The sequence below is a fragment of the Streptomyces malaysiensis subsp. samsunensis genome, assembly GCF_024519315.1.
Taxonomy (GTDB): domain Bacteria; phylum Actinomycetota; class Actinomycetes; order Streptomycetales; family Streptomycetaceae; genus Streptomyces; species Streptomyces malaysiensis.
The window spans coordinates 1-23,196 of record NZ_JANIIC010000016.1 but is presented as its reverse complement, the minus strand read 5'-3'; the positions used below and the strand labels follow the sequence as shown (position 1 = coordinate 23,196).

General features: G+C 71.2%; 18 protein-coding genes. 12 read left to right on the top strand and 6 right to left on the bottom strand.

Features of this window, described 5'->3' with window-relative positions; all coding sequences use genetic code 11:
• Positions 1–95: 95 nt before the first annotated feature.
• On the top strand, positions 96–1,082 hold the full coding sequence (locus NQU54_RS15790) for an SGNH/GDSL hydrolase family protein (protein ID WP_306278756.1): 987 nt from the start codon (positions 96–98) through the stop codon (positions 1,080–1,082).
• A gap of 260 nt (positions 1,083–1,342) precedes the next feature.
• Here the strand turns inward: NQU54_RS15790 and NQU54_RS15785 are convergent, their stop codons facing one another.
• On the bottom strand, positions 1,343–3,880 hold the full coding sequence (locus tag NQU54_RS15785; protein WP_257631621.1) for a beta-glucosidase: 2,538 nt from the start codon (positions 3,878–3,880) through the stop codon (positions 1,343–1,345).
• 123 nt (positions 3,881–4,003) lie between these two features.
• On the opposite strand from NQU54_RS15785, the gene NQU54_RS15780 reads away from it, so the two are divergent.
• Entirely contained in the window at positions 4,004–4,627 is a 624-nt protein-coding gene (locus tag NQU54_RS15780; protein ID WP_372505891.1) for a TetR/AcrR family transcriptional regulator, read from the top strand.
• 60 nt (positions 4,628–4,687) lie between these two features.
• Here NQU54_RS15780 and NQU54_RS15775 read toward each other — a convergent pair whose 3' ends face one another.
• On the bottom strand, positions 4,688–5,233 hold the full coding sequence (locus tag NQU54_RS15775; RefSeq protein WP_257631619.1) for a DUF6299 family protein: 546 nt from the start codon (positions 5,231–5,233) through the stop codon (positions 4,688–4,690).
• Between the two features lie 259 nt (positions 5,234–5,492).
• Positions 5,493–6,722 carry an MFS transporter gene (locus NQU54_RS15770; RefSeq protein WP_257631618.1) on the bottom strand — a complete coding sequence of 410 codons (1,230 nt, stop codon included), beginning with the start codon at positions 6,720–6,722 and terminating at the stop codon, positions 5,493–5,495.
• A gap of 91 nt (positions 6,723–6,813) precedes the next feature.
• Between NQU54_RS15770 and NQU54_RS15765 the strand changes: the two genes are divergently transcribed.
• The 10 genes from NQU54_RS15765 to NQU54_RS15720 all read left to right on the top strand — a co-directional run bounded on the left by NQU54_RS15765 (position 6,814) and on the right by NQU54_RS15720 (position 19,021).
• Positions 6,814–7,791 (top strand): ArsR family transcriptional regulator, encoded by a 978-nt coding sequence (locus NQU54_RS15765; protein WP_257631617.1) that lies wholly within the window; start codon positions 6,814–6,816, stop codon positions 7,789–7,791.
• Positions 7,792–7,996: 205 nt separating this feature from the next.
• Positions 7,997–9,160 (top strand): mandelate racemase/muconate lactonizing enzyme family protein, encoded by a 1,164-nt coding sequence (locus tag NQU54_RS15760; protein ID WP_069866194.1) that lies wholly within the window; start codon positions 7,997–7,999, stop codon positions 9,158–9,160.
• Complete coding sequence (locus NQU54_RS15755; protein WP_372505890.1) at positions 9,157–10,224, top strand: zinc-dependent alcohol dehydrogenase; 1,068 nt, start codon at positions 9,157–9,159, stop codon at positions 10,222–10,224. Before NQU54_RS15760 ends, NQU54_RS15755 begins: the two co-directional genes overlap by 4 nt.
• A 162-nt stretch (positions 10,225–10,386) precedes the next feature.
• Positions 10,387–11,376, top strand: coding sequence for a hypothetical protein (locus tag NQU54_RS15750; protein WP_257631616.1), 990 nt, complete (start codon positions 10,387–10,389; stop codon positions 11,374–11,376).
• 49 nt (positions 11,377–11,425) lie between these two features.
• Positions 11,426–12,535 (top strand): multiple monosaccharide ABC transporter substrate-binding protein, encoded by a 1,110-nt coding sequence (chvE, locus tag NQU54_RS15745; RefSeq protein ID WP_257631615.1) that lies wholly within the window; start codon positions 11,426–11,428, stop codon positions 12,533–12,535.
• A gap of 14 nt (positions 12,536–12,549) precedes the next feature.
• Entirely contained in the window at positions 12,550–14,112 is a 1,563-nt protein-coding gene (gene mmsA / locus NQU54_RS15740; RefSeq protein ID WP_257631614.1) for a multiple monosaccharide ABC transporter ATP-binding protein, read from the top strand.
• Positions 14,109–15,341 carry a multiple monosaccharide ABC transporter permease gene (gene mmsB / locus NQU54_RS15735; RefSeq protein WP_257631613.1) on the top strand — a complete coding sequence of 411 codons (1,233 nt, stop codon included), beginning with the start codon at positions 14,109–14,111 and terminating at the stop codon, positions 15,339–15,341. Before mmsA ends, mmsB begins: the two co-directional genes overlap by 4 nt.
• A gap of 43 nt (positions 15,342–15,384) precedes the next feature.
• Complete coding sequence (locus tag NQU54_RS15730) at positions 15,385–16,590, top strand: aldose epimerase family protein (protein WP_257631612.1); 1,206 nt, start codon at positions 15,385–15,387, stop codon at positions 16,588–16,590.
• Between the two features lie 155 nt (positions 16,591–16,745).
• A complete protein-coding gene (locus NQU54_RS15725; protein WP_257631611.1) occupies positions 16,746–18,029 on the top strand; it encodes a pyroglutamyl-peptidase I in 1,284 nt (427 codons plus the stop codon).
• A gap of 107 nt (positions 18,030–18,136) precedes the next feature.
• Positions 18,137–19,021 (top strand): NAD(P)H-binding protein, encoded by an 885-nt coding sequence (locus tag NQU54_RS15720; protein ID WP_257631610.1) that lies wholly within the window; start codon positions 18,137–18,139, stop codon positions 19,019–19,021.
• A gap of 130 nt (positions 19,022–19,151) precedes the next feature.
• Here the strand turns inward: NQU54_RS15720 and NQU54_RS15715 are convergent, their stop codons facing one another.
• The 3 genes from NQU54_RS15715 to arfA form a co-directional block, all read right to left on the bottom strand.
• Positions 19,152–19,952, bottom strand: a complete 801-nt coding sequence (locus tag NQU54_RS15715) for an EI24 domain-containing protein (RefSeq protein ID WP_257631609.1) — start codon at positions 19,950–19,952, stop codon at positions 19,152–19,154.
• A 110-nt stretch (positions 19,953–20,062) separates the two neighbouring features.
• Entirely contained in the window at positions 20,063–21,073 is a 1,011-nt protein-coding gene (locus tag NQU54_RS15710; RefSeq protein WP_257631717.1) for a pectate lyase family protein, read from the bottom strand.
• Positions 21,074–21,111: 38 nt separating this feature from the next.
• The gene (gene arfA / locus NQU54_RS15705; RefSeq protein WP_257631608.1) at positions 21,112–22,659 is read right to left on the bottom strand and encodes an arabinosylfuranosidase ArfA; all 1,548 of its coding nucleotides are present in this window, start codon (positions 22,657–22,659) and stop codon (positions 21,112–21,114) included.
• Positions 22,660–23,196: the final 537 nt, after the last annotated feature.

Sequence of the window (23,196 nt, the reverse complement as noted above, 5' to 3'; positions counted from 1 at the left end):
TCCGGACAAGAAAAACGTACCGTGGGGACCAGCCGGAGGAGTGACGTACCGTCGGTCCGGATAGATATCACCCAACAGCCGGAGGGGGAACAGCCATGCGGGTCAGTGCGACACGCCGGAAGCGATCGGCGGCCGCTTCTTCGACCACGCGTACGATCGTGCGCCCGTCCCCGCGCACCACCTCACGTACCACCCCGCGCGCCTTCGGGCGCGCCGGTGCGGTGCTGTTCACCACCGCCGCGGTGCTGAGCTCGGCGGGCTGTTTCGGCAGCTCGGACAACCCCTCCCGGCACGGTCCGACCCGTGCGGACAAGAGCCCCGGCGCCAAGCCGGCGATCGTCTGGAACACCAAGCCGACGTCGATCGCCTCCCTGGGCGACTCCATCACCCGCGGCTTCGACGCCTGTTCCGTGCTCTCCGACTGCCCCGAGGTGTCCTGGTCCACCGGCACCGATGTGGACAGCCTCGCCCAGCGGCTGCTGTCCGCCGCCACCGCCCGCGCGGGGACGCACAGCTGGAACTTCGCCAAGACCGGCGCCGTCGTGGCCGACCTCCCCGGCCAGATCGAGGCGGCCGCGGCCCGCAAGCCGAAGCTGATCACCGTGATGATCGGCGCCAATGACGCCTGCCGGAACTCGGCCGACGACATGACCTCCACCGAGCAGTTCCGCACCACCTTCACCTCGGCGCTCACCCGGCTGCGCCGCGATCTGCCGAAGACCCAGGTGTATGTGGCCAGCGTGCCGGATCTGAAACGGCTGTGGTCGGAGGGCCGGAAGAACGTCTTCGGCAGGCAGATCTGGAAGCTGGGCATCTGCCCGTCGATGCTGAAGGACTCCCAGGACCTGGACGCGGCCTCCAACGACCGCAGGCAGCGGGTGGCGGACCAGGTGACGGAGTACAACAAGGTGCTGAAGGACGTCTGTGGGCGGGATGTGCTGTGCCGGTACGACCCGGCGGTGCACGAATACCGCTTCACCACCGATGAGCTGAGCAAATGGGACTGGTTCCACCCCAGCAAGGCGGGCCAGCGGCAGCTCGCCGAAATGGCCTACCGCCGCATCACCGCCTCCGCGCCCTGACCCCGAACGGCGGCCCGGCTTCCCGGCCGGGGCCGGGAGGCCGGGGCGCCCCTCCCTTTATGCGGCTCCGCCGCACGGCAGGGACTCCGCCTCTGGCCCCCGGGGCCAGAGGTGCGGCCCCTGCCCTCCGGGGTCTGGGGCAGAGCCCCAGGTTCGGGAAGGGGCGGGGAGGGGAACAGCCCGCCGCAGGCGTCGCGATTCGTCGGCCCCCCTCTGACCGGCGGACACGAGCATCCTCGCCGCGCGCCGGACGGCGTAGCTCAGCTCGTCGTCCGCACGGGCACCGGCGCCGATACGCGCCGGTCGGCGACGCTGCGGCCTGCTTCCGCCGTGTAGTCGCCCGGGATCAGGCGCCAGGTGCCTGCCGTCTCGTCCCAGATCTCCGCCGCCCGGCGGGGCAGGGGGATGACCGCCTCCGCCGTCTCCCCCGGGTCCGCGGTGAGCGAGGCGAAGCCCGCGAGGCGCCGGACCGGACGCTCCTCGGCGTCGTCCTGGGCGTCATGCTCGGCGTCGCGCTCGGGCACGGTGAGGTACAGCTGCACGACCTCACGCCCGGCCCGGGTCCCCGTATTGCGGACCCGCACGGTCACCGTGCCCAGCGATTCGCCGTCCTCCGCGGGGGTGAAGTCCATCGCCTCGTACGCCCAGTCGGTGTATCCGAGGCCGTGCCCGAACCAGTACGCCGGAGCGATCCCGTCCCGCCGCTCCCAGGCCCGGTAGCCGATGAACACGCCCTCGTCGTAGGCGAGTCGGCCCTCGCTCGGTGTCACCTCGCTGACCGGGGCGTCCTCGAGCCGCTGGGGCCAGGTGGTGGGCAGCCGGCCGCCGGGCTCCTCCGCGCCCAGCAGGACATCGGCGAGCGCGGCCCCCGCCTCCTGGCCCGGGAACCAGCTCAGCAGCACCGCGGCGACCTCCTCCCGCCACTCCATCTCGACCGGGGAGCCGGCGTTGACCACCACCACGGTGGGGGTGCCGGTGGCGGCGACCCGCCGCACCAGCTCGTCCTGACGGCCCGGCAGCCTCAGATGGCGGCGGTCGAACCCCTCGCTCTCGACCCGCTCGGTGGTGGCGACCACCACCACGGCCACCTCGGCCGCCGAGGCCGCGGCGACAGCCTCCCGGATCAGCTCCTCGCCGTCCCGCTCCGGGACCCGGTGCAGCAGGCTGAAGGAGACGGCGTCGAGCAGGGCGTCCTCGGGCCGGGCCACTGCACAGGTGAGGCTGACCTCCACCGGCTCGCCCGCCGTGAGCTCCACCTGGCCCCGGGGCACCGGTGAGCCCATGAACGCCTCGAAGGGGTCGTCGACGTCCGGCGGGAGCTCCTCCCCGTCGAAGACCACCTTGCCGTCCACCACCAGCCGGAGGCCGCCCAGCCCCCTGGTGCCGAAGAAGTGCGCGCCGCTCTCGCGCGGGGTGAAGGTGCCGACCGTCTCCACGGTGTGCAGCTCCTCGAAGCGCACGCCCTCGGGGAAGTCGCCGATCCACTGGACCTGCCCGCCCGGCAGCCGGGTCTCGCCGAGCACCCGCCCGTCGGCCGCCCGGACGACGGCGCGCAGCTCGAACCCCTGGGCGGCGGGGGCGAGTTCCTTGGTGGGGTCGGCCCCCACGGCGTAGTCGAGCCGGATGTCCGGCGGCAGGGCGGCCCGCAGCCCGTCCAGCGGGGAGACCACATGGTCGGGGAAGACCACCGCCGAGCCGCCGCCCAGCACCCGGGCGTCGCGCGCCGCGGCGCCGATCAGGGCCAGCGACCGCACCCCGCCGGGGGCTGCGGTGTCGAGGGGCAGCACCGCCTCCCGGCCGCCCGCGGGCTCGTTCCGCAGCAGCACGAAGGACCGCCGGGCGATCTCGCGGGCCAGCGCGTCCCCGTCGATGGGGCCGGGCCGGTCGGCGGGGGCGACGGCCGGGGCCGCGCCGTCCAGGACACCGACGCGGGCGGCCAGGGTGAGCAGCCGCCGCACCGCCTCGTCCAGCTCCGCCTCGGTCACCCGGCCCTCGCGCACCGCGGCGGCCAGCGCCTCGCCGTAGACGGTGCGCGGGCCGGGCATCGCGACATCGAGCCCGCCCTTGATCCCCCGCACGGTGTCACGGGCCGCCAGCCAGTCGGAGACGATGAAGCCGTCGAAGCCCCACTCTCCGCGCAGCACCCCCTGCTGGAGCTCGCGGTGCTCGGTCATGCTCGCGCCGTTGACCCCGTTGTAGGCGGCCATGACGCCCCAGGGGCGCGCGTTCTTGACGATGGCTTCGAAGGGGGCGAGGTACAGCTCGCGCAGCGCCCGCGCACCGATCTGATTGTCGACGGTGAAGCGCTCGGTCTCGGCGTCGTTGGCCACGAAGTGCTTGACGGTGGTGCCCACTCCGCCTTCCTGCACCCCCGTCACATAGCCGGTGCCGATCTCGCCGGTGAGATATGGATCCTCGCTGTACGCCTCGAAGTGGCGGCCGCCCAGCGGGGAGCGGTGCAGATTGACCGTGGGCGCGAGCAGCACATGGACGCCCTTGCGCCGCGCCTCCTGCGCGAGGAGGCGGCCCGCCCGCCGGGCGAGCTCCGGGTCCCAGGACGCGGCGAGCGCGGTGGGGCTGGGCAGGGCGATGGAGGGGTCGTCGGCGGTCCAGTGGACACCGCGGACGCCGATCGGGCCGTCCGACATCACCAGGGAGCTCAGCCCGATCTCCGGAACGGCGGGCAGGCTCCACATGTCCCGCCCGGACAGCAGCCGCGCCTTGGTGTCCAGATCCAGCAGGCCCAGGGCCTTCTCCACGGCCTGGGCCGTGCCGTCCTCGCCGATCGCGTCCGCCATCGCTCGCCCCTCCCGGTGCGGTTCCCGTCCGGTCTCGTTCAGTCTCGTCCGGTCTCGTTCGCGGCCATCGTGGACCCGAGAACCTGTCACCCGGTAGGTACCGTTATCGATTCGTTACCAAACATGCTCTACGGTACGAGCATGGAGAGGGCGACGGAGCGCGGTACCAGACGCGGTGCGGAACGGCGCGCGGAGATCGTCCGCTCCGCGCTCGAAGTGATCGCCGAGCGCGGCTACCGAGGCACGACCCTCGCGGCGGTCGCCGAGCGGGTGGGGCTGACCCAACAGGGGCTGCTCCACTACTTCCCCACCAAGAACTCCCTGCTCATCGCCGTGCTCGAGGAGCGAGACCAGTGGGACACCGGCTCCGCGCGGCGCGACGGGGGGAACGTATGGCCGCTGGACCTGCTCACCTCGCTGGTGGAGTACAACGCGATGCGCCCCGGTATCGTCCAGACCTTCTCCGCGCTCCTCGGCGAGAGCGTCACCGACGACCACCCCGCGCGCGGCTTCTTCACCCAGCGCTATGCGAAGGTGCGCGCCGACATGGCGGCCACCCTGCGCGGCGAGTTCGGCGACCGGCTCCCCGGCGGGCTCACCCCCGAGGCCGCCGCGCCGCTGGTGGTGGCGGTGATGGACGGGCTCCAGTTCCAGTGGCTGCACGACCGGGACGCGGTGGACATGCCCGCCCTCTTCCGGGCCTTCGTCTCCCTGCTGGGGCAGGGAGACGAAACGGCCCGGGGGTGACGGCGCCCGCGGGCCCTCCCATGACGCCGGTTCAGCCGTCGGCTGCGCGGTGGGCGCGGCTCAGCCGTCGACGGCCGTGGGAACGGACGAAGTCCCCCGGCTCGCCACCAGTCTGACCTCCCGCTCGACGCCGACCGTGGTCCTCGGCAGCGGAACGACGGAGTCGCCGCCGTCGAACTTCAGCAGCGTGCCCTCGGCGTCCGCGGGGCCCGGCCCGTACTGCCCCACATCCGCCCCGTCGATCATCCAGCGGTGCCGCTGTCCGTCGCAGACCGCGTTGTGGCCGCCGAGGCCGTGGCGCTCCTGGCCCTGGGCGAGGGTGATGAGAACGCTCGCCCGTACGTTCTCCGATTCTCCCGGGACACACCGGTAGCTGCCGTACAGCGAAACCGACCCGTCCGGGGTGACGTCCCCGGTGCGGTCGATGGTCAGGTCGTCGGTCCAGAGCATGGGCAGACGCGGCCCGTCGGGCCGCTCCCCCCAGGCGGCCGGGCCCGAGCCGGGCCGCGGTGACGGGCGGTCGGGCACGGCGGGCGCGGCCTGGGCGGCCGGTGCCGCCATGAGGAGAGCGGTAAGGGCGCCGAGGGCGCGGCGGCGGTTGCGCATGGACGTACGTACCTCCTGGGGCGGGGAGCGGATTCCCGTTGCCGATTCCCGCGGCGGATGTCCCACCGCGGGCTCCCGCCGCGGATTCCGCCGCGTCCTCCCGGGCGGAGTCGCCGGAACGGATGCCCGTGAGCGGGAGCTCATTGCCCGTACAGCTACCGGGCGCCCGAATCCGTCCGGGGGAACCTCACCCCCGGGCGGCGTGTCCGGCACCGCCCAATGGGTGGCCGCCGGGCGCCCTGTTGACTCCGCGGCGCCCTTACGGTGCCCGTCCCTCCGGGGCCGCCTCTCCGAACGTCTCCTCCGCCGGGGTCACTTGGCGCGGTGTCACGGGATCGCCCCGCAGCCCCGGGGCCAGGGTCAGGGTGACGGCGACGGAGACCGCCGCCATCACGGCCATCGCCACGGCCGGTGAGGTGGGCTGGGCCAGCGCGCCCGCGAGGGCGGCGGACACGCCCTGCATGGTGAGCATGCCGGAGGAGTGCAGCCCCAGGGCCTGGCCGCTCATCTCGTCCGGCGTCAGGGCCATCAGCCGCTGCTGGAGCGGCAGTGTGGCCGAGAAGCCGATCGAGGCGAGGGCGACGGCGGCCAGTGCGAGCGGCAGCGGCGGATGCAGGGCGAAGACCAGATACGGCGCGGCGAGCAGCAGCCGCAGGGGCGCCGCGAGCCGCTCCCGCCGGTGCGGCGGCAGCAGCCGTCCGGTGAGGAGGTCCCCCGTCAGCATGCCGAGGGAGCCGACGGCGAAGAGCAGTCCGGCGTGGCGGGGAGCGTAGGGCACGAAGAGGGATTCACAGCCGACGATCAGCCCGTTGGGCACCCAGAGCGCGTAATAGACGTGGCGGCGGGGCGCGGAGGACCACAGCCGGGCGTTGCCGCGCCAGGTCTCGGCGACCGAGGGCCGGCCGCCGGTCCGGGCCGGGCGCGGGCCCAGGCCGAACCGGGCGACGGCCGCGGCCAGCAGATACAGCGCGGCGGCGGTGAGCAGGGTGCCGCGCGCCGAGAGTGCGGTCACGAGGAGGCCACCGGCCGCGTATCCGCCGATCTGCATCGTGCCGCCCGACATGTTGATCACCGAACGGCCCAGCAGATAGCCGTCCTTGGGCAGGATCTCGGTGAGCAGTCCGTAGCGGACGGCGCCGCCGAGTGCGGCCACCGCGCCCAGCCCGAACACGATGGCGAGGACGGCCGCCATGGGCAGCCCGGGGAGGGCCAGCGCGGCGGTCCCCAGGGCGAAGAGCACCGCGAGAGAGGACAGCGCGGCGCGCGGCGGCAGCCGGTCGGCCGCCGACAGCAGCGCCAGCGCGCCCACCACCTGGGCGAGCGAGGGGCCGAACATGCTGAGCGCGGAGAGCAGCGGTGAGCCGGTCGCCGCGTAGACCAGGGTGCCCAGGGCGAGGCCGCTCGCCGTCGAGGCGGCCACCTGCGTGGCGGAGGTCAGGAACAGCGGGGTGAACTCCGGCGTCCGGAACACTTCTCGATAGGTGCGCATGGCCTCAGGCTCGGGAGTCCCCGCGCGACGGCGTTAATGTTTCGCGCGGACGCGAAAGGACGCGGGACCACGGGGTGGCGGGGGTGGCCGGATGGGGCTGTGGCTGGTCGACGCGGATACCCTCGCGGGCAGCCGGTTCGTCCTCTCTCCCCTGGCCGAGACCACCGCGGCCCTGATCACCCTGGAGCGTGCCGCCGCCGCGCACCCGGGCGAGCGCGCCTGGCTCGACGCCCATCTGCCCGCCTACCGGGCGCGGTTGGCCGACGACCCGGTCACCGCGCTGCTCGTGCGGGCCGCGCTGGGCCGGACCTGGCTCGCGGACTTCCTCACCCTGACGCCGACGGGCGGGGACGAGCCGTCCCTCGAAGAGGGGCTGGACCGGATGCGCGCCACGGCCCCGGCCGCCGCGCGCCGCGACCTCGCCGTCTCCCTGGGCCGCTCCCCGCTCCCGGCCGCGCTGTGCCGCGACGATCTGCCGGGGCGGCTCGCGGATCTGCTGGAGTGGGTGTGGACGGAGGCCGTACGCCCCTCCTGGCCGCGCCGCCGCCGGATCATCGAGGCCGATGTGGTGGCGCGCACCGGCCAGGTGAGCCAGGGCGGCTGGGCGGCCGTGCTGGACGGTATGCGGCCGGGGATGCGGTGGTTGGGCGGGAGCCGGCTCCAGATCAACACCCATGACAACCCGCCCCGCGCCGTCCACGGCGCCCAGTTGCTCTTCGTCCCCGTCACCCCCGTCGCCGGATGGGTCTCCTGGGACGCGCCGCACCGCTACGCCGTGGTCTACCCATGCGCCGGGGCGCTGACCTCCCCCGGCCCTCCCCCGGCCCCCGACTCCCTGGCCCGCCTCCTCGGCCCGGCCCGCGCGGGCGTCCTGCTCCTCCTCGACACCCCGAAGAGCACCACCCACCTGGTGGCCCTCACCGGCCAGACCCTGGGCTCGGTCGGCCGCCATCTGCGCGTCCTGCGCGAGGCCCGCCTGGTCCGGCGGCGCCGGGCGGGACGGTCGGTGCTGTACGACCGGACGACGGCCGGCGAGGTGCTGGTGGCGGCGCAGCGCGGCGGCCGGTAGTCCACGCGCCGCAATGAACATCCCTATAGCCATGTTGTCGTGCGGGATGATCGGTCATGATGGTTATTGATCGGTCATGATGGGTCGTCACGTTCGAACGTCAGTCGACGCACAACCATTGACACCCCCGACGTGCCCTGACTACGGTCACGCCAAGATTTCGAACGTATGACGAAATATCGAACATCGCGAAGGGTCGATTGCTGTGCGCATCACCGGTATCAGTACGCATGTCGTCGGCACCCCCTGGCGCAACCTCACCTATGTGCAGGTCCACACGGACGAGGGGATCACCGGCGTCGGCGAGACCCGCATGCTCGGGCGGACCGATGCGCTGCTGGGATATCTACGGGAGGCCGAGACCAATCACCTGGCCGGATCGGACCCGTTCGCGGTGGAGGACCTGGTCCGCCGGATGAAGTACGGCGACTACGGCCGGGCCGGTGAGATCGTGATGTCCGGGATCGCCTGTGTCGAGATGGCCTGCTGGGACATCAAGGGCAAGGCGCTCGGGGTGCCCGTCTGGCAGCTGCTCGGCGGAAAGGTGACGGACAGGGTCAAGGCGTACGCCAACGGCTGGTACACCGTCGAGCGCACGCCCGAGGCGTTCCACAAGGCGGCCGCCAAGGTGGTCGAGCGCGGCTACCGGGCGCTGAAGCTGGACCCGTTCGGCACCGGCCACTTCGAACTGGACCACGCCGAGACCCTGCATTCGATCTCCCTCGTGGAGGCCGTGCGGGACGCGATCGGGCCGGAGGCCGAGCTGCTGGTGGAGATGCACGGGCGGTTCAGCCCGGCCACCGCCGTCCGGATCGCGGGGGAGCTGGAGCGGTTCCACCCCTCCTGGCTGGAGGAGCCGGTGCCGCCGGAGAACCTCAAAGCGCTCGCGAAGGTCGCGGACAAGACGCCGCTGCCGATCGCCACCGGTGAGCGCATCCACGACCGGATCGAGTTCCGCGAGCTGTTCGAGTCGCAGGCCGCCGACATCATCCAGCCCGACGTCGGCCATATCGGCGGCATCGGTGAGACGCGCAAGCTGGCCGCCACCGCCGAGACGCACTACGTACTGATCGCCCCGCACAATGTGGGCGGTTCGGTGCTGACCGCCGCCTCGCTCCAACTCGCCGGGTGCACCCCGAACTTCAAGATCCTGGAGCACTTCAACGACTTCGCCGACGCGGAGATCAAGAAGGTGGTCAAGGGCGCCCCGCAGGTCGTGGACGGCTACTTCCAGCTCTCCCATGAACCCGGTCTCGGCGTGGAGCTGGACACCGACGCGGCGGCCGAATTCCCCCAGCAGCAGGCCCGTTTCGACCTGTGGGCCGAGGGCTGGGAGAAGCGGGATCCCACCGGGGGGCGAGGCGAATGAGCGCCGCGGAACCTCGCGCCGCCGCCGGGCATATGAGCCGCGCCGAAGACGTCCTGGTGCTCGACGGGCCCGGCAGCCACCGGCTGGAGAGCCGGGCGGTGGCCGCACCCGGCCCCGGGGACGCCCGGGTGCGGGTCCACGCCTCCGGGATCTGCGGCAGCGACCGCGAGCTGTACCAGGGGAACCGGCCCGAGGGGTACGTCCGCTACCCCGTGACCCCCGGCCATGAGTGGTCCGGGACGGTCGAGGCGGTCGGCGCGGGCGTCCCGGAGGCGCTCGTCTGCCGTAAGGTCGTCGGCGAGGGGTTCCGCAACTGCCAGGTGTGCGACCGCTGTCACGCCGGGGACACCACCTTGTGCACCGCCGGGTACGAGGAGACCGGCTTCACCCAGCCCGGGGCGATGGCCGACACCCTCACCCTGCCGGCCCGGCTGCTGCACCCGCTGTCCGACGACGCCGACCTGGGCGCGGCCGCCCTGCTGGAGCCCGCCGCCTGTGTCGCCGCCGCCGCGCTCAAGGCCCGGGCCCGGCCCGGTGAGCGGGTCGCGGTGGTCGGCACCGGCACGCTCGGCATGATCGCCGTGCAGTTCCTCGCCGCCGTCTCCCCCGCGCGGCTGCTGGTGGTGGGCACCCGCCCGGACCGTGAGCAGCTCTCGCTGTCCTTCGGCGCCACCGCCTTCCGCGTCCGCGACCAGCTGTGCGACCAGCTCTCGGGCTATGACGTGGTCATCGAGACCGCCGGATCGGCCTCCGCCGCCCGTACCTCCGCCTCGCTGCTGAGACGCGGCGGCAGGCTGGTGCTCACCGGCATTCCGGCGGCGGGCGCGGAGGGTCTCGACCCCACCGATCTGGTGGTCCGCCAGATCGAGGTGCAGACGGTCTTCGGGGCCCCGCCCGCAGCCTGGTCGCACGCCGTACAGGTCTTCGACGCGGGGCTGCTGACCCTGCGGCCGCTGATCACCCATGAGCTGCCGCTCACCGACTTCGCCTCCGCGATCGAACTGGTCGGCGGCGGCGATCCGGCCGTCGGCAAGGTGCTGCTGCGCCCGCGGGGCGTCGGATAGCGCAAATGGGCACATGTGGCAAGCCTCCCGTACCCGTCTCCAGTCATCCCACCAGACTCCCGGACCGTCTCTAGTCATCACCCCAGCCCCACCCGGACAACGATGTCCTGGGCAGCACCAGCCGGACGCCGAACCACCGGCCATCACTCCACAGGGAGCACCGTGACCGCCGCCTCATCCGCCTCTCCCGGCCCCCGCCGCCCCGCCGACGCGGCCCTCGCCCCGCTCGGCCACGCCGCGCCCGCCCCCGACCCCGCCGACGCCTCCGCGCACACCTTCCCCGACGGCGGCACCTGGCGCACCGAGATCCCGTCCGTCGAGGGTCCGGAGGCGCTGGCCACCGTGTTCAAGGAGGCCGGGCGGCTGGATGTGCCGATCCACCGGATCAGCCAGGGCAGCGGCGTCTGGATGCTCACCGATGCCGAGATCACCGAGATGGTGGAGTGCTGCGCCGAGCGGAACGCCGAGCTGTGCCTGTTCACCGGCCCCCGCGGCACCTGGGACATCGGCGCCGCCACCCGCTCCGACTCCGGCGGCGGGGGGCTGCGCGCCCGTGGCCATGACGCGGTGGCCGGATGTGTGGAGGACGCGCTGCGCGCGGTCTCACTCGGTGTGAAGTGCCTGCTGGTCGCGGACGAGGGGGTGCTGTGGCTGCTGAACCGGCTGCGGCAGCGCGGCGAGCTGCCCGCGGACACCACCTTCAAGCTGTCCGCGCTGGTCGGCCCGGTCAACCCGGCCTCGTTCGCGGTGTACGAGCAGCTCGGGGCCGACTCCATCAACATCCCGTCGGACCTGACGCTGGAGCACCTCACCGAGATCCGCCGGGTCTCCCGCGCCCCGATGGACTTCTACGTCGAGGCCCCGGACGACCTCGGCGGCTATGTCCGCCTCTATGACGCGGCGGAGCTGATCCGGCGCGGCGCCCCCATCTATCTGAAGTTCGGGCTCAGCAAATCCCCGGGGATCTACCCGTACGGCGCCCAGCTGCGGGACGTGGCGCTGGGCAGCGCCCGTGAGCGGGTGCGTCGCGGGCGGCTCGTGCTCGACCTGCTCACCCGGCTGGGCGCGGACGGCGGGATGTCCCCGCTCGGCTCCCGGCTGCCAGGTCCGCTGCGGCGTTTCACCGCCGACGCGGACCATCGCGAATCCTGACGTCCCGACATCCCGACGCAACGACGCTCCAGGGAAGGACCCCAACACCATGCGCACGGTAAGAGGAGCACGAGCCGCGGCGATAGGCGCCGGCCTCCTCGCGCTCTCGCTGACCGCCACGGCCTGCGGCCAGGAAGCGGTCGGCGGCAGCCGGTACAAGAGCAAGGAAAAGGGAGGAACGATCGGCATCGCGATGCCGACGAAGTCCTCCGAGCGGTGGATCACCGACGGCCGCAATGTGGCCAAGCAGTTCCAGGCGGCGGGCTACAAGACGGACTTGCAGTTCGGCGAGGACGACGTCCGCACCCAGGTGGCCCAGCTCGAAAACATGATCACCAAGGGCCACCGGCTGCTGGTGATCGCGCCGATCAACGGCGGGGCGCTCAACGACGTCCTGAAGCAGGCCCATGACGCCAACATTCCGGTGATCTCCTACGACCGGCTGCTGCTGGGCACGCCGAACGTCGACTACTACGCGACCTTCGACAACGAGAAGGTCGGCAGGCTCCAGGGCCAGTACATCGTCGACAAGCTGGGGCTGGCCAAGGGGCGCAAGGGCCCGTTCTCCATCGAGCTGTTCGCCGGCTCGTCGGACGACAACAACACCCGGTACTTCTACAACGGCGCGATGAGCGTGCTCAAGCCGTACATGGACAAGGGTGAGCTGATCGTCCGCTCCAAGCAAACGAGCCTCAACCAGCTCTACACCGAGAAGTGGAGCGGAAGCGCGGCGCAGGACCGCATGGAGGACCTGCTCAACAAGTCGTACAGCACCGAGGACGTCGACGCCGTCCTCTCGCCGTACGACGGCATGTCCATCGGCATCCTCTCGGCGCTCAAGAGCGCCGGCTACGGCACGAAGGCCAAGCCGTTCCCGGTGGTGACCGGGCAGGACGCCGAGCTCGCCTCCGTGAAGTCCATCATCCGGGGCCAGCAGACACAGACCATCTACAAGGACCTGCGCAAGCTGGCGAAGGCGACCGTGCAGATAGCCAAGGCGGAGCTCACCGGCGGCAAGGCCCCGATCAACGACACCAAGTCGTACGACAACGGCAAGAAGGTCGTGCCGACCTATCTGCTCAACCCGGTCAGCATCGACAAGTCCAACACCCAGGTGCTGGTGGACCAGGGTTACTACACCGCGTCGCAGCTGAAGTAGGGCGGTACCGGGCTATGAGCACCATTCTCGAACTGCGCTCCATCACCAAGACGTTCCCCGGTGTGAAGGCGCTCTCCAATGTCAATCTCCAGGTCGGCGAGGGCGAGATCCATGCCCTCTGCGGGGAGAACGGCGCCGGAAAGTCCACCCTGATGAAGGTGGTCAGCGGCGTCCATCCGCACGGCAGCTACGAAGGCGAGATCCTCTTCGAGGGCGAGACCTGCGCCTTCAGGGACATCCGCGCGAGCGAGCAGCGCGGCATCGTCATCATCCACCAGGAACTCGCGCTGATCCCCTATCTGTCCATCGCCGAGAACATCTTCCTCGGCAATGAGCACTCCAGGCGCGGCCTCATCAGCTGGAACGAAACGCTCAGACACGCGACCGCGCTGCTGAAGCGGGTCGGTCTGACGGATTCCCCGCAGACCCGCGTCACCGATATCGGCGTGGGCAAACAGCAGCTGGTGGAAATCGCCAAGGCGCTCTCCAAGGAGGTGAAGCTGCTCATCCTGGACGAGCCGACAGCGGCGCTCAACGATGAGGACAGCGGAAAACTCCTCGATCTGCTGCTGGAGTTCAAGGCGCAGGGCATCTCCTGCATTCTGATCTCCCATAAGCTCAATGAGATCCGCCGTGTCGCCGACTCCGTCACCATCCTGCGCGACGGCCAGACCATCGAGACGCTGACCGTCCGGGAGACGCCCGAGGCGGCCCCCGAGGTCTCCGAGGACCGCATCATCCGCGGCATGGTCGGCCGCGACCTCGACCACCGCTTCCCCGACCGCACCCCGTACGAGGGCGAGGACGCCTCCGAGGTGGCCATGGCCATCGAGGACTGGACCGTCCACCACCCCATCGACCAGCAGCGCAAGGTTGTGGACGGGGTGTCGCTGAACGTGCGGCGCGGGGAGATCGTCGGCATCGCCGGGCTGATGGGCGCCGGCCGCACCGAACTCGCCATGAGCGTCTTCGGCCGGACCTACGGGCGCTACTCGGGCGGCCGGGTGTTCCGGGACGGCCAGGAGGTCCGCACCCGTACCGTCCCGGAGGCCATCGACCACGGCATCGCGTACGTCACCGAGGACCGCAAGCGCTACGGGCTGAACCTCGAGGACACCATCAGCCGCAACGTCTCGCTCTCCTCGCTCGGCAAGGTGGCGCGCCGCGGTCTGGTCAACGAGCACGAGGAGTCCCGGGTCGCCGAGCGGTTCCGCAAGACGATGAACATCAAGGCACCCACGGTCTTCGAGCGGGTCGGCCGGCTCAGCGGCGGCAACCAGCAGAAGGTCGTGCTCAGCAAGTGGATCTTCGCAGGTCCGGAGGTGCTGATCCTCGACGAGCCGACCCGCGGCATCGACGTCGGGGCCAAGTACGAGATCTACACGGTCATCAACGACCTGGCGGCGCAGGGCAAGGCCGTCGTCTTCATCTCCTCCGAGCTGGGCGAGCTGCTGGGGATGTGCGACCGGATCTACACGATGGCGGCCGGGCGGCTGACCGGGGAGGTTCCCCGGGCCGAGGCGAACCAGGAAGTCCTGATGCGCCATATGACAAGGGACAGAGGAGACGAAGGATGAGCACGGCCACCCAGAAGACCGAGAGCCCGGCCCCACCGCCGGCCGAGGGCTCGCCCAGCGTCGGGACGTTGCTGCTCCAGGGCCTGCGGTCCAATATGCGGCAGTACGGAATGCTGGTCGCGCTCGCCCTGATCATCGTCATCTTCCAGATCTGGTCCGACGACATCCTGCTGCGGCCCGGCAACGTCACCAGCCTGGTGCAGCAGAACGGCTACATCCTCATCCTCGCGATCGGCATGATGATCGTGATCATCGCGGGGCATATCGATCTGTCGGTCGGATCGCTCGTCGCCTTCGTCGGCGCGGCCGCCGGCGCGATGATGATCAAACACGATATGCCGTGGGGCCTCGCGGTCGTTCTCTGCCTGCTGATCGGCGCGGCCGCCGGGGCGTGGCAGGGCTTCTGGATCGCGTACATAGGCATCCCGTCCTTCATCGTCACCCTGGCCGGAATGCTGGCCTTCCGCGGCGGCACCCAGATCCTGCTGGACGGTCAGTCCCTGTCGCCGTTCCCCGACGGCTTCGAGAAGCTGAGCACCGGCTTCATCCCGGAGATGGGCCCGTACACGCAGTACCACAACCCCACGATGGTGATCGGCCTGGTCGTCTGCGCCGCCGCCGTCTGGCAGGAGTGGCGCGCCCGGCAGCAGCGGGCCGCCTATGAGCTGGACATGGTGCCGCTGGGGCTGTTCTTCGTCAAGTGCGCCGCGATCGTGGCCGCCGTGATGGCGTTCACCATGACGCTCTCCAGCTGGCACGGGGCGCCGTACGGGCTGCTGATCCTGGCCGTGCTCTTCGTCCTCTTCAGCTTCGTGATGCGCAACACCGTGGTGGGGCGGCATGTGTACGCCCTCGGCGGCAACCAGCCGGCGGCCAAGCTCTCGGGTGTCCGGGACAAGCGCGTCACCTTCATGGTCTTCGTCAACATGGGTGTGCTGGCCGCCCTCGCCGGTCTGGTCTTCGCCGCCCGGCTGGGCTCCGCCACCCCCAGCGCGGGCCTCAACTTCGAACTCGAGGCCATCGCCGCCGCGTTCATCGGCGGCGCCTCGGCCAGCGGCGGCGTGGGCACGGTGCTCGGCGCGATCATCGGTGGTCTGGTGCTCGGCGTGCTCAACAACGGTATGTCCCTGGTCGGCATCGGCACCGACTACCAGCAGGTGATCAAGGGTCTGGTGCTGCTGGCCGCAGTCGGCTTCGATGTCTGGAACAAGCGCAAGGTCGGGTCGTAACCCATCAGCTGTCCCTCATGGAACTAGCCTTATGGAGCCGCATATGACCACGAGCAGACGCACGGTGATCACGGCGGCGGCGGCCGGACTGGCGGCTTCGGCCGCCACGACCGGCACCGCCTACGCGAAGGGCGGAGGAGGAGCGGTGAGCGAGGAGAGCGCCGGGCGCGGAGCGGACTCCGCGGGCCGGGGAGGCGCGGTGAAGGAGCACTTCGGCACGCTCGAGGACGGCACCGCGGTCGACCGCTGGACGATCGAGAACGGCCGCACCCGGCTGCGCGTGCTCAGCTACGGCGGCATCGTGCAGGCCCTGGAGATCCCCGACCGCCACGGCCGCCGCGCCAATGTCTCGCTCGGCTTCGACGACCTGGACTCCTATGTGGCGGACAGCCCGTACTTCGGCGCCCTCATCGGCCGCTACGGCAACCGCATCGCACGCGGCACCTTCACTCTGGACGGCAAGAAGTACCAGCTGCCGATCAACGACGGGCCGAACAGCCTGCACGGCGGCGACAAGGGCTTCGACAAGCACGTCTGGTCCGTGGAGGCGTTCCGCAAGGGCGCGGACGTGGGGCTCACCCTGCGCCGGGTGAGCCCCGACGGCGAGATGGGCTACCCCGGCACGCTCACCGTGCGGGTGGACTACACGCTCACGGTGGCGGGCGACTTCCGCATCGACTACGAGGCCACGACCGACAAGGCGACGGTCGTGAACCTCACCAACCACACGTACTACAACCTCGCCGGGGAGGGCGGCGGCTCCGTCTACGACCACCGGCTGGAGATCGCCGCCGCCCGCTACACCCCGGTCGACAAGACCCTCATCCCCACCGGCGAACTCGCCAGGGTGGCCGGGACCCCGTTCGACTTCCGCCGCGCCAAGGAGATCGGCCGGGACATCCGGGAGGCGCATCAGCAGGTGCTCTACGGACAGGGGATCGACCACAACTTCGTGCTGGACAAGGGCATCACGAGCCGTCCGGAGCACTTCCTGACGGTGACCGAGCCGGAGTCCGGCCGGGTGATGCGGATCGCCACGACCGAGCCCGGTGTGCAGTTCTACACCGGCAACTTCCTGACGGGCACGTTCGCGGGCACGTCGGGGCGGGTCTACCGGCAGGGCGACGCCTTCGCCCTGGAGACCCAGCACTTCCCGGACTCGCCGAACCAGCCGTCGTTCCCGTCGACGGTGCTACGGCCGGGGCAGACCTACCGGTCGACGACGGTGCACTCGTTCTCCACGCGCTGAGCGGCTCCGCCGCGCGCGGCCCTGTAGTTCATCGGTTCCCCTCCCGTCCTGTGCTCAAGAGCACGGGACGGGAGGGTTTGCCGTCTCCCGCAGTCCCCCGGCCTCCGGCCCCCGTCATCCGTCATCCGTCACTCCTCACCCGAGAGGACCCCCGTATGAGACCGATACGCCCCCGGCTCGCCCTGCTCGGCGCCGCCCTGCTCGCCGCCGCTCCCCTGGCCCTCGCCACGCCGACGACGGCCGCAGCCGACGCCATCGCCCCCACCGTCGCCCCCACCGTCGAGGAACAGCGGCTCGACCAGGCCGCGCCCCAGGAGATCCTGCGCCGCAGCGGTTTCGGCGATGTGGCACCGGACTTCGCCCGCGCCCTGGCGGGCACGCACTCCACCGCCGAGGCCGAGCGCGTGATCACCCGTGACGGCCGGGCGCTGTGGCGGCGTGCCGTGGACCGCGTCCAGGGCCGGGGGCCCGCGGGCGGGGACCTCAGCAGGGGCGACGACCGGCCGCTGTACTGGGCGCGGCTCGGGATGACCCGCGCGCTCGGGCAGTGGCAGCCGGGCTTCCCGCTCACCGACGCCCGCCGCGCCGCGCTCCTCGCCGCGCTGGAGCGCACCTCACGCGGACAGGACTCGCTGGACCTCCCGGCCGGTACGAAGATCAAGCGCATCGTGGTCACCGGCTTCGACCCGTTCCAGCTGGACGCCGACGTACGCCGCTCCAACCCCTCCGGCGCGGCGGCGCTCGCGCTGGACGGGACGACGATCCGCACGGACAGCGGCACAGCCCGCGTCGAGACCACCGTCTTCCCCGTCCGCTGGGCGGACTTCGCGGACGGCACGGTCGAGCGGACCCTGCTGCCCTCCTTCGGTCCCGGTCCGCGCCGGGTGGACGCGTTCATGACGGTGAGCCAGGGCCGGGCGGGCCGCTTCGACGTCGAGCGCACCAACGGCGCCTGGCGGGGCGGCTACCCGGACAACGCCAATGTCTCCCGCACCGAGACCGTCCCCATCCCGGCCGGTGTCCCGACCCCGAACCCGCAGCCGCAGTGGACGACGACCACGCTCCCCTACGAGAAGATCGTCGCGGCGGCCACCGGTCCCGTTCCCGTCTACGACCACACCGAGGTCACCGAGATCCCGGCGGGCGCCACGACCCCGGTGGTCCGCCCGGACGGCCCGACGGCCGGCTCGACGGCACGCGCGGGCGGTGGCGGCGACTACCTCTCCAACGAGATCGCCTACCGCGCCACGCTGCTGCGCGACGCGGTCGGGCTGAAGGCCCCGGGCGGCCATCTGCACACCCCGGTCCTCCAGTTCGGCGCGGGCAACACGGACCCCGCCACCGGCCAGGTCACCGACCCCGACTTCGTCCGTAACCGCGAGGCCATCACCGCCCAGGTCCGCTCGGTCCTCACCGTGGTCGCGACGACGACCCGTTGAGACGGGCGGGCCCCGTGACGCCCCCTGTACGACTTGCCTCGTACCTGCATGCGTGATCCACTGCGATGTACGAGATACTTCGTACATTGAACGCGGAAGGAAGGCTCATGTCTGAGCAGGCACGCGCCACGGTGGCGGTCACGGGCGTCACCGGGGCGCTGGGCAGTCGGATCGCGGCCAGGCTCGCCGAGCGCGGCGTTCCCCAACTGCTCGTGGGGCGCGACACCGATCGCGTCCCCGAACTGCCGGGGGCCGAGCGGCGGGGGCCGGCCGCATACGCCGACGCGTCCGCGATGCGCACCGCGCTCGCGGGCGCGTCGACGCTCGTGCTGGTCTCGGGGCGTCCCCTGGGGCGGCGGCTGGAGGAGCACGCCACCGCGGTCGAGGCCGGGGTGGCGGTCGGGGTGCGGCGGGTGCTGTATGTGTCCCTCATCGGGGCGGGGCCCACCGCCACCTACCGCAACGCACGCGACCACTGGCTGACCGAGCGGTTCCTGGTGGAGTCCGGGGTACGCCACACGGTGTTCAGGGCGGGCATCTACGCGTCCACACCGGCCGCCCTCGCCGATGAGGAACTCGTGGTGAGCGGGCCCGGAGGCGACGGCCGGGCCGCCTTCGTCACCCACGACGACATCGCCGATGTGATCACGGCCGTCGCCCTGGACGACGGACCCCGCTCCGAACACGACGGGGCGACCCTGGAGGTCACCGGCACCGAGGCCCTCACCCTGGAGGAGATGGTCTCCCGGATCGCCACGGCCACCGGGCGGCCCTATCGCTATGTCCCCGAGAGCGTGGAGGAAGCCTTCGCACGGCGGTGGCGGCAGGACATCAGCGGAGTGCAGATCGAGAGCTGGATCTCGTGGTACCAGGCCATCTCGAAGGGCGAGGTGTCCGCGGTGACCGATGTGGTCCCGCGGATCACCGGCTCGCCCGCGACCCCGGTCGAGCGGGCAGGGTGGTGGCCAGCGCCCGGGAGCGCGGGGCGGTAGCCGGTCGGCCGTATGCCGCTTGGTTGTCACGGGGGTTGTGCGCCGCTTGGCGTGTGTCGCTTGGCTGTTGTAACGGGGTCGTACGCCGTATGGCCGTCGCGGGGACCGTGCACCGCATGGCCGTACGTCGCTACGACCCGCCGTTGGCGCCGTTCAAGGCGCCCGCCGCGGTCTCGCCCTGCGGTGCGGGCTCGTCCTCGCCCGTCAGATCGCGCACCAGCAGGGTCGCGCCCGCGACGGCGCCCGGCATCAGGAAGACCGCGACCAGGGGGAGGAGGAAGAGGACGGACAGCGGGACGCCGAAGCCGAGGGAGAGCAGGCGGCGCGAGCGCAGCATGCGGCGGCGCTCCGTCAGCAGGATGCCGCGGCGCAGCAGGGCTATCGAGGTCAGCTCCTCGGTGAGGAAGAAGGCGGTCACACAGAAGGCCAGCGCGGGGATCACGGTCTGGCCGACGCCCGGGATGAAGCCGAGCGCGAAGAAGAGCACGCTCCAGAGGGTGACGCGGATGAGCAGCACGATGGCCTCGCGCAGGCCGATCCACACCTCCGCCCAGACCGACATCCCGGACTCGGGGACCGCGCCGCCCTCGGAGCGGTCGACCTCCTCGGAGAGCGACTCGTAGAAGGGCTGGCCGACCAGGAGCGTGACCGCGGTGAAGGTGATGATGGCGAGGAAGAGGCAGATGGCGGCGAAGAGGATCGAGAGCGCGCCGCGGAAGATGCCGAGCCAGGGTGAGGACCAGTCGTCGGCGAAGGGCGTGGCCCATGCGATGACGTCATCGGTCCAGAGGAAGAGGGCGACGAGGGCCGCCGCGTATCCGACGAGGGTGATCAGGGCGGGAATCATCCCGAACCCCCACCATCTCCCGTGCCGGGCCACCCAGCGCTGCCCCTTCATCAGATAGCCGAAGCCACTCACAAGATCACGCATGGGCCGAAGCCTACTGGCCCGGTGTGACACGTCGGGGGGTGCCAGGAGAAGTCGACTCCGACTCCCCTGACGTGCACGCCGGCACCGCGACGACCGGGGGCTGACGGCTTTCAGAGCCTGCCCGCGCCCGACTGGGCGGTGACGGTCGCCACGACGGAGGACGCCGGTTCCGCCGTGTACGCGTACGGCGGGGTGGTGAAGCCGCCCGTCCGGGAGATCTCGGTGGCCGCCCCGCCCAGGTCGTTGCCGCGCAGCACCGCATAGCCGTCGACATCGCTGTCCCGGCTGGTGGTGACGGCCACCTCGGTGTCACGGAAGACGTTGTTCTCGACCAGCGTCTGCGCGCCCATCCGGGAGTGCACTCCGGTTTCCGCGCCCTGGACGTAGTTGTCGTAGAAGTGTCCGGTGCCGAAGCGCAGGCTGGGGATGCGGGAGTACACATTGGTGAACCAGTTGTGGTGGTACGTCACCTTGAGGTGACCGGTGTCCTCGCTCGCGTTGTTGTCGCTGTGGCCGACCAGGCTGCCCTTGAAGTGGTCGGCGAACTTGTTCCAGGAGACGGTGATGTTGTCCGAGCCGTGGTTGATGTCCAGCAGACCGTCGTAGCAGTCCTTGTCGTGCTCGCGGTCGGCCGAGAAGGTGTTGTGGTCGATCCACACCTTTGTCGACTTCTGCATGGTGATGCCGTCGGACGGCTTTCGGGGCTTGCTGATGTTGGGGTTGCGGACGATGACGTTCGTCGACTCCTTCAGCCGCAGTCCGCCGCCGGTGAAACCGGAGCCCGAGCCCACACCCAGCACGGTGGTGTTGGAGCCGATGTCCACCTGACCGGTGAGGGAGATCAGCCCGGAGACCCTGACCACCTTGGCCTTGTCGCCCGTGACGGCGGCCTTGAAGGCGTCCAGGGAGGTCACGGTGGTGGCGGTGGCGTTCCCGCCGCCCGTGGTGCCGGCGCCGAAGCCGATGGGGGTGGTCTCGGCGGCGGGGCGTGTGGCGGTGGCACGTGCGCTGTTGGAGCGTGCGGAGTCGGCCGGGTCCGTGCCATGGGCGGAGACCGTGGAGAGGCCGCCGAGGGCGAGCGCCGCGGACCGGCTTTGCCGCGCCGGGGCCGGGCACCAGATTCCGGGTGCCCGGTCCCGGCTCGGGCTCAGGATCAGGCTCAGGCCAGGCGGATGACGTTCCAGGACAGCGGCTCCAGCGTGGCGCGCAGGGCGCCGTCCGCGAGCGCCGTGCCCTCGCCGGGGTGCGGGGTGACGCGCTCGGGGTCCGCGAGGGTGTTACGGGCCTCGGAGTCGGCGTCCGCCAGGACGGTGTGCTCCACCACACGGGTCACCGGCAGCGCGTGCAGGGCGATCTCCAGCGGGAGGGGCCGGTGCTGGTCGCGGTTGACCGCGAAGACGGTCACCGCGCCGGTGGACTCGTCGAGGACGGCCGTCGCGTGCAGCAGCGGGACCTCGCCGTGGACGGCGGTCTCGTACGTCGGGCTGTCGACGTTGACCTGGAGCACCCGACCGCGCCCGTGGGCCGACGCCTGCGCGAAGGGGTAGAAGGTGGTCTGCCGCCAGGCGGGGCCGCCCGGTTCGGTCATGATCGGAGCGATGACGTTCACCAGTTGGGCGAGGCAGGCGACGGTGACGCGGTCGGCGTGGCGGAGCAGGGCGATCAGGAGCGAGCCGACCACGACGGCGTCGGTGACGGAGTAGCTGTCCTCCAGGAGACGCGGGGCCTCGTCCCAGTTGGGCGGTTCGGCGTTGTGGTGGTGGGTCTGGTACCAGACGTTCCACTCGTCGAAGGAGAGGTTGATCCTCTTCTTCGACTTCAGCCGGGCGCCGATGTGGTCGCAGGTGGCGACGACGTTCTCGATGAAGGACTCCATGTCCACGGCCGAGGCGAGGAAGGAGTCGCGGTCGCCGTCGCGCTCCTCGTAGTAGGCGTGCAGCGAGATGTGGTCCACGAGGTCGTAGGTCTCCCGCAGGACCGTCGCCTCCCAGGTGGCGAACGTCGGCATCGACTGGTTGGAACTGCCGCAGGCCACGAGCTCCACATCCGGGTCGATCTGGCGCATCGCGCGGGCGGTCTCGGCGGCGAGCCGTCCGTACTCCTCGGCCGTCTTGTGGCCCGTCTGCCAGGGGCCGTCCATCTCGTTGCCCAGGCACCACAGACTGATGCCGTACGGGTCCTTGTCGCCGTGGCCGATCCGGAGGTCCGCGAGCGCGGTACCGGACGGGTGGTTGACGTACTCCTGGAGCTCAAGGGCCTCGGCGACACCGCGTGTGCCGAGGTTGAGCGCCATCATGGGCTCGCCGTCGACCTTACGGACGAAGTCCATGTACTCGGAGAGCCCGAACCGATTGGTCTCGGTGGAACGCCAGGCGAGATCGAGCCGCCGCGGCCGCGCCTCGACCGGGCCGACGCCGTCCTCCCACTTGTAGCCGGAGACGAAGTTGCCACCGGGATACCGGATGACACTGACGCCCAACTCCCTGATCAGCGCGAGGACATCGGTACGCAGCCCGGCCTCGTCGGCGGCCGGGTGGCCCGGCTCGTGGATGCCGGTGTAGACGCAACGTCCGAGGTGCTCGACGAACGAGCCGAAGAGGCGGGGGTTGACGTCGCCGACGGCGAAGGCGGGGTCGAGGGTGAAGCGGGCGGAAGCGGAAACGGAAGTGGAAGCAGCAGAGGAAGCGGAAGCGGTTTGCGGCGGCATGGCGGCCCATCTCTTCGGGTGTCGCGAATACGCGGCTACACGGCCAACACGGCTATTCGATATCTCGACCAGCGCTCGTTTCTCCGAACGCGACCGTAAGATCTCGCCACGGCGTGCGTCAATGGCGGGGCGAGTCGGGTTGTCCGGGCTGCGCGGCTTGGTTGGACGCGGGTTTCGTCTCGCGCCTTCGGCGCAAATTGAGCAGCGGGGGCGGGGGTTCCGGGGCGCGGCCACGCCGCCGACTGACGGGCCCCTGGGGCGCGATGCCGGTGGCGGCTGCCGTCATCCGGGGGCCAGGCCCTCGCCGGACTGACGGAAGTTGGGCGCCGGGGCGCGGCGCCGTCGGCCGACAGGCCGGGGTCCGGTACCCCCTTCTTGAAAACGTTTGATCTGAAGCAACTAATTTATCAAGCGATTTCGAGAAGGTACCCCCCAACCCCCGCTGTCCGGCATCGGCCCAAGCCCCCGGCCGGGGAAGCCGCCACCGGCGCTCACCCCCACCGGCCCGGCGGCCGGCGACGCAGCCCGCGCCCCCAC

Bases quoted from the DNA above. Each gene is read 5' to 3' on its own strand.
- chvE (WP_257631615.1), top strand. From the start codon at position 11,426: ATGCGCACGGTAAGAGGAGCACGAGCCGCGGCGATAGGCGCCGGCCTC.
- mmsB (WP_257631613.1), top strand. From the start codon at position 14,109: ATGAGCACGGCCACCCAGAAGACCGAGAGCCCGGCCCCACCGCCGGCC.
- arfA (WP_257631608.1), bottom strand. From the start codon at position 22,659: ATGCCGCCGCAAACCGCTTCCGCTTCCTCTGCTGCTTCCACTTCCGTT.
- NQU54_RS15775 (WP_257631619.1), bottom strand. From the start codon at position 5,233: ATGCGCAACCGCCGCCGCGCCCTCGGCGCCCTTACCGCTCTCCTCATG.
- mmsA (WP_257631614.1), top strand. From the start codon at position 12,550: ATGAGCACCATTCTCGAACTGCGCTCCATCACCAAGACGTTCCCCGGT.
- NQU54_RS15720 (WP_257631610.1), top strand. From the start codon at position 18,137: ATGTCTGAGCAGGCACGCGCCACGGTGGCGGTCACGGGCGTCACCGGG.
- NQU54_RS15755 (WP_372505890.1), top strand. From the start codon at position 9,157: ATGAGCGCCGCGGAACCTCGCGCCGCCGCCGGGCATATGAGCCGCGCC.
- NQU54_RS15725 (WP_257631611.1), top strand. From the start codon at position 16,746: ATGAGACCGATACGCCCCCGGCTCGCCCTGCTCGGCGCCGCCCTGCTC.
- NQU54_RS15715 (WP_257631609.1), bottom strand. From the start codon at position 19,952: ATGCGTGATCTTGTGAGTGGCTTCGGCTATCTGATGAAGGGGCAGCGC.
- NQU54_RS15730 (WP_257631612.1), top strand. From the start codon at position 15,385: ATGACCACGAGCAGACGCACGGTGATCACGGCGGCGGCGGCCGGACTG.
- NQU54_RS15785 (WP_257631621.1), bottom strand. From the start codon at position 3,880: ATGGCGGACGCGATCGGCGAGGACGGCACGGCCCAGGCCGTGGAGAAG.
- NQU54_RS15790 (WP_306278756.1), top strand. From the start codon at position 96: ATGCGGGTCAGTGCGACACGCCGGAAGCGATCGGCGGCCGCTTCTTCG.
- NQU54_RS15765 (WP_257631617.1), top strand. From the start codon at position 6,814: ATGGGGCTGTGGCTGGTCGACGCGGATACCCTCGCGGGCAGCCGGTTC.
- NQU54_RS15770 (WP_257631618.1), bottom strand. From the start codon at position 6,722: ATGCGCACCTATCGAGAAGTGTTCCGGACGCCGGAGTTCACCCCGCTG.
- NQU54_RS15780 (WP_372505891.1), top strand. From the start codon at position 4,004: ATGCTCTACGGTACGAGCATGGAGAGGGCGACGGAGCGCGGTACCAGA.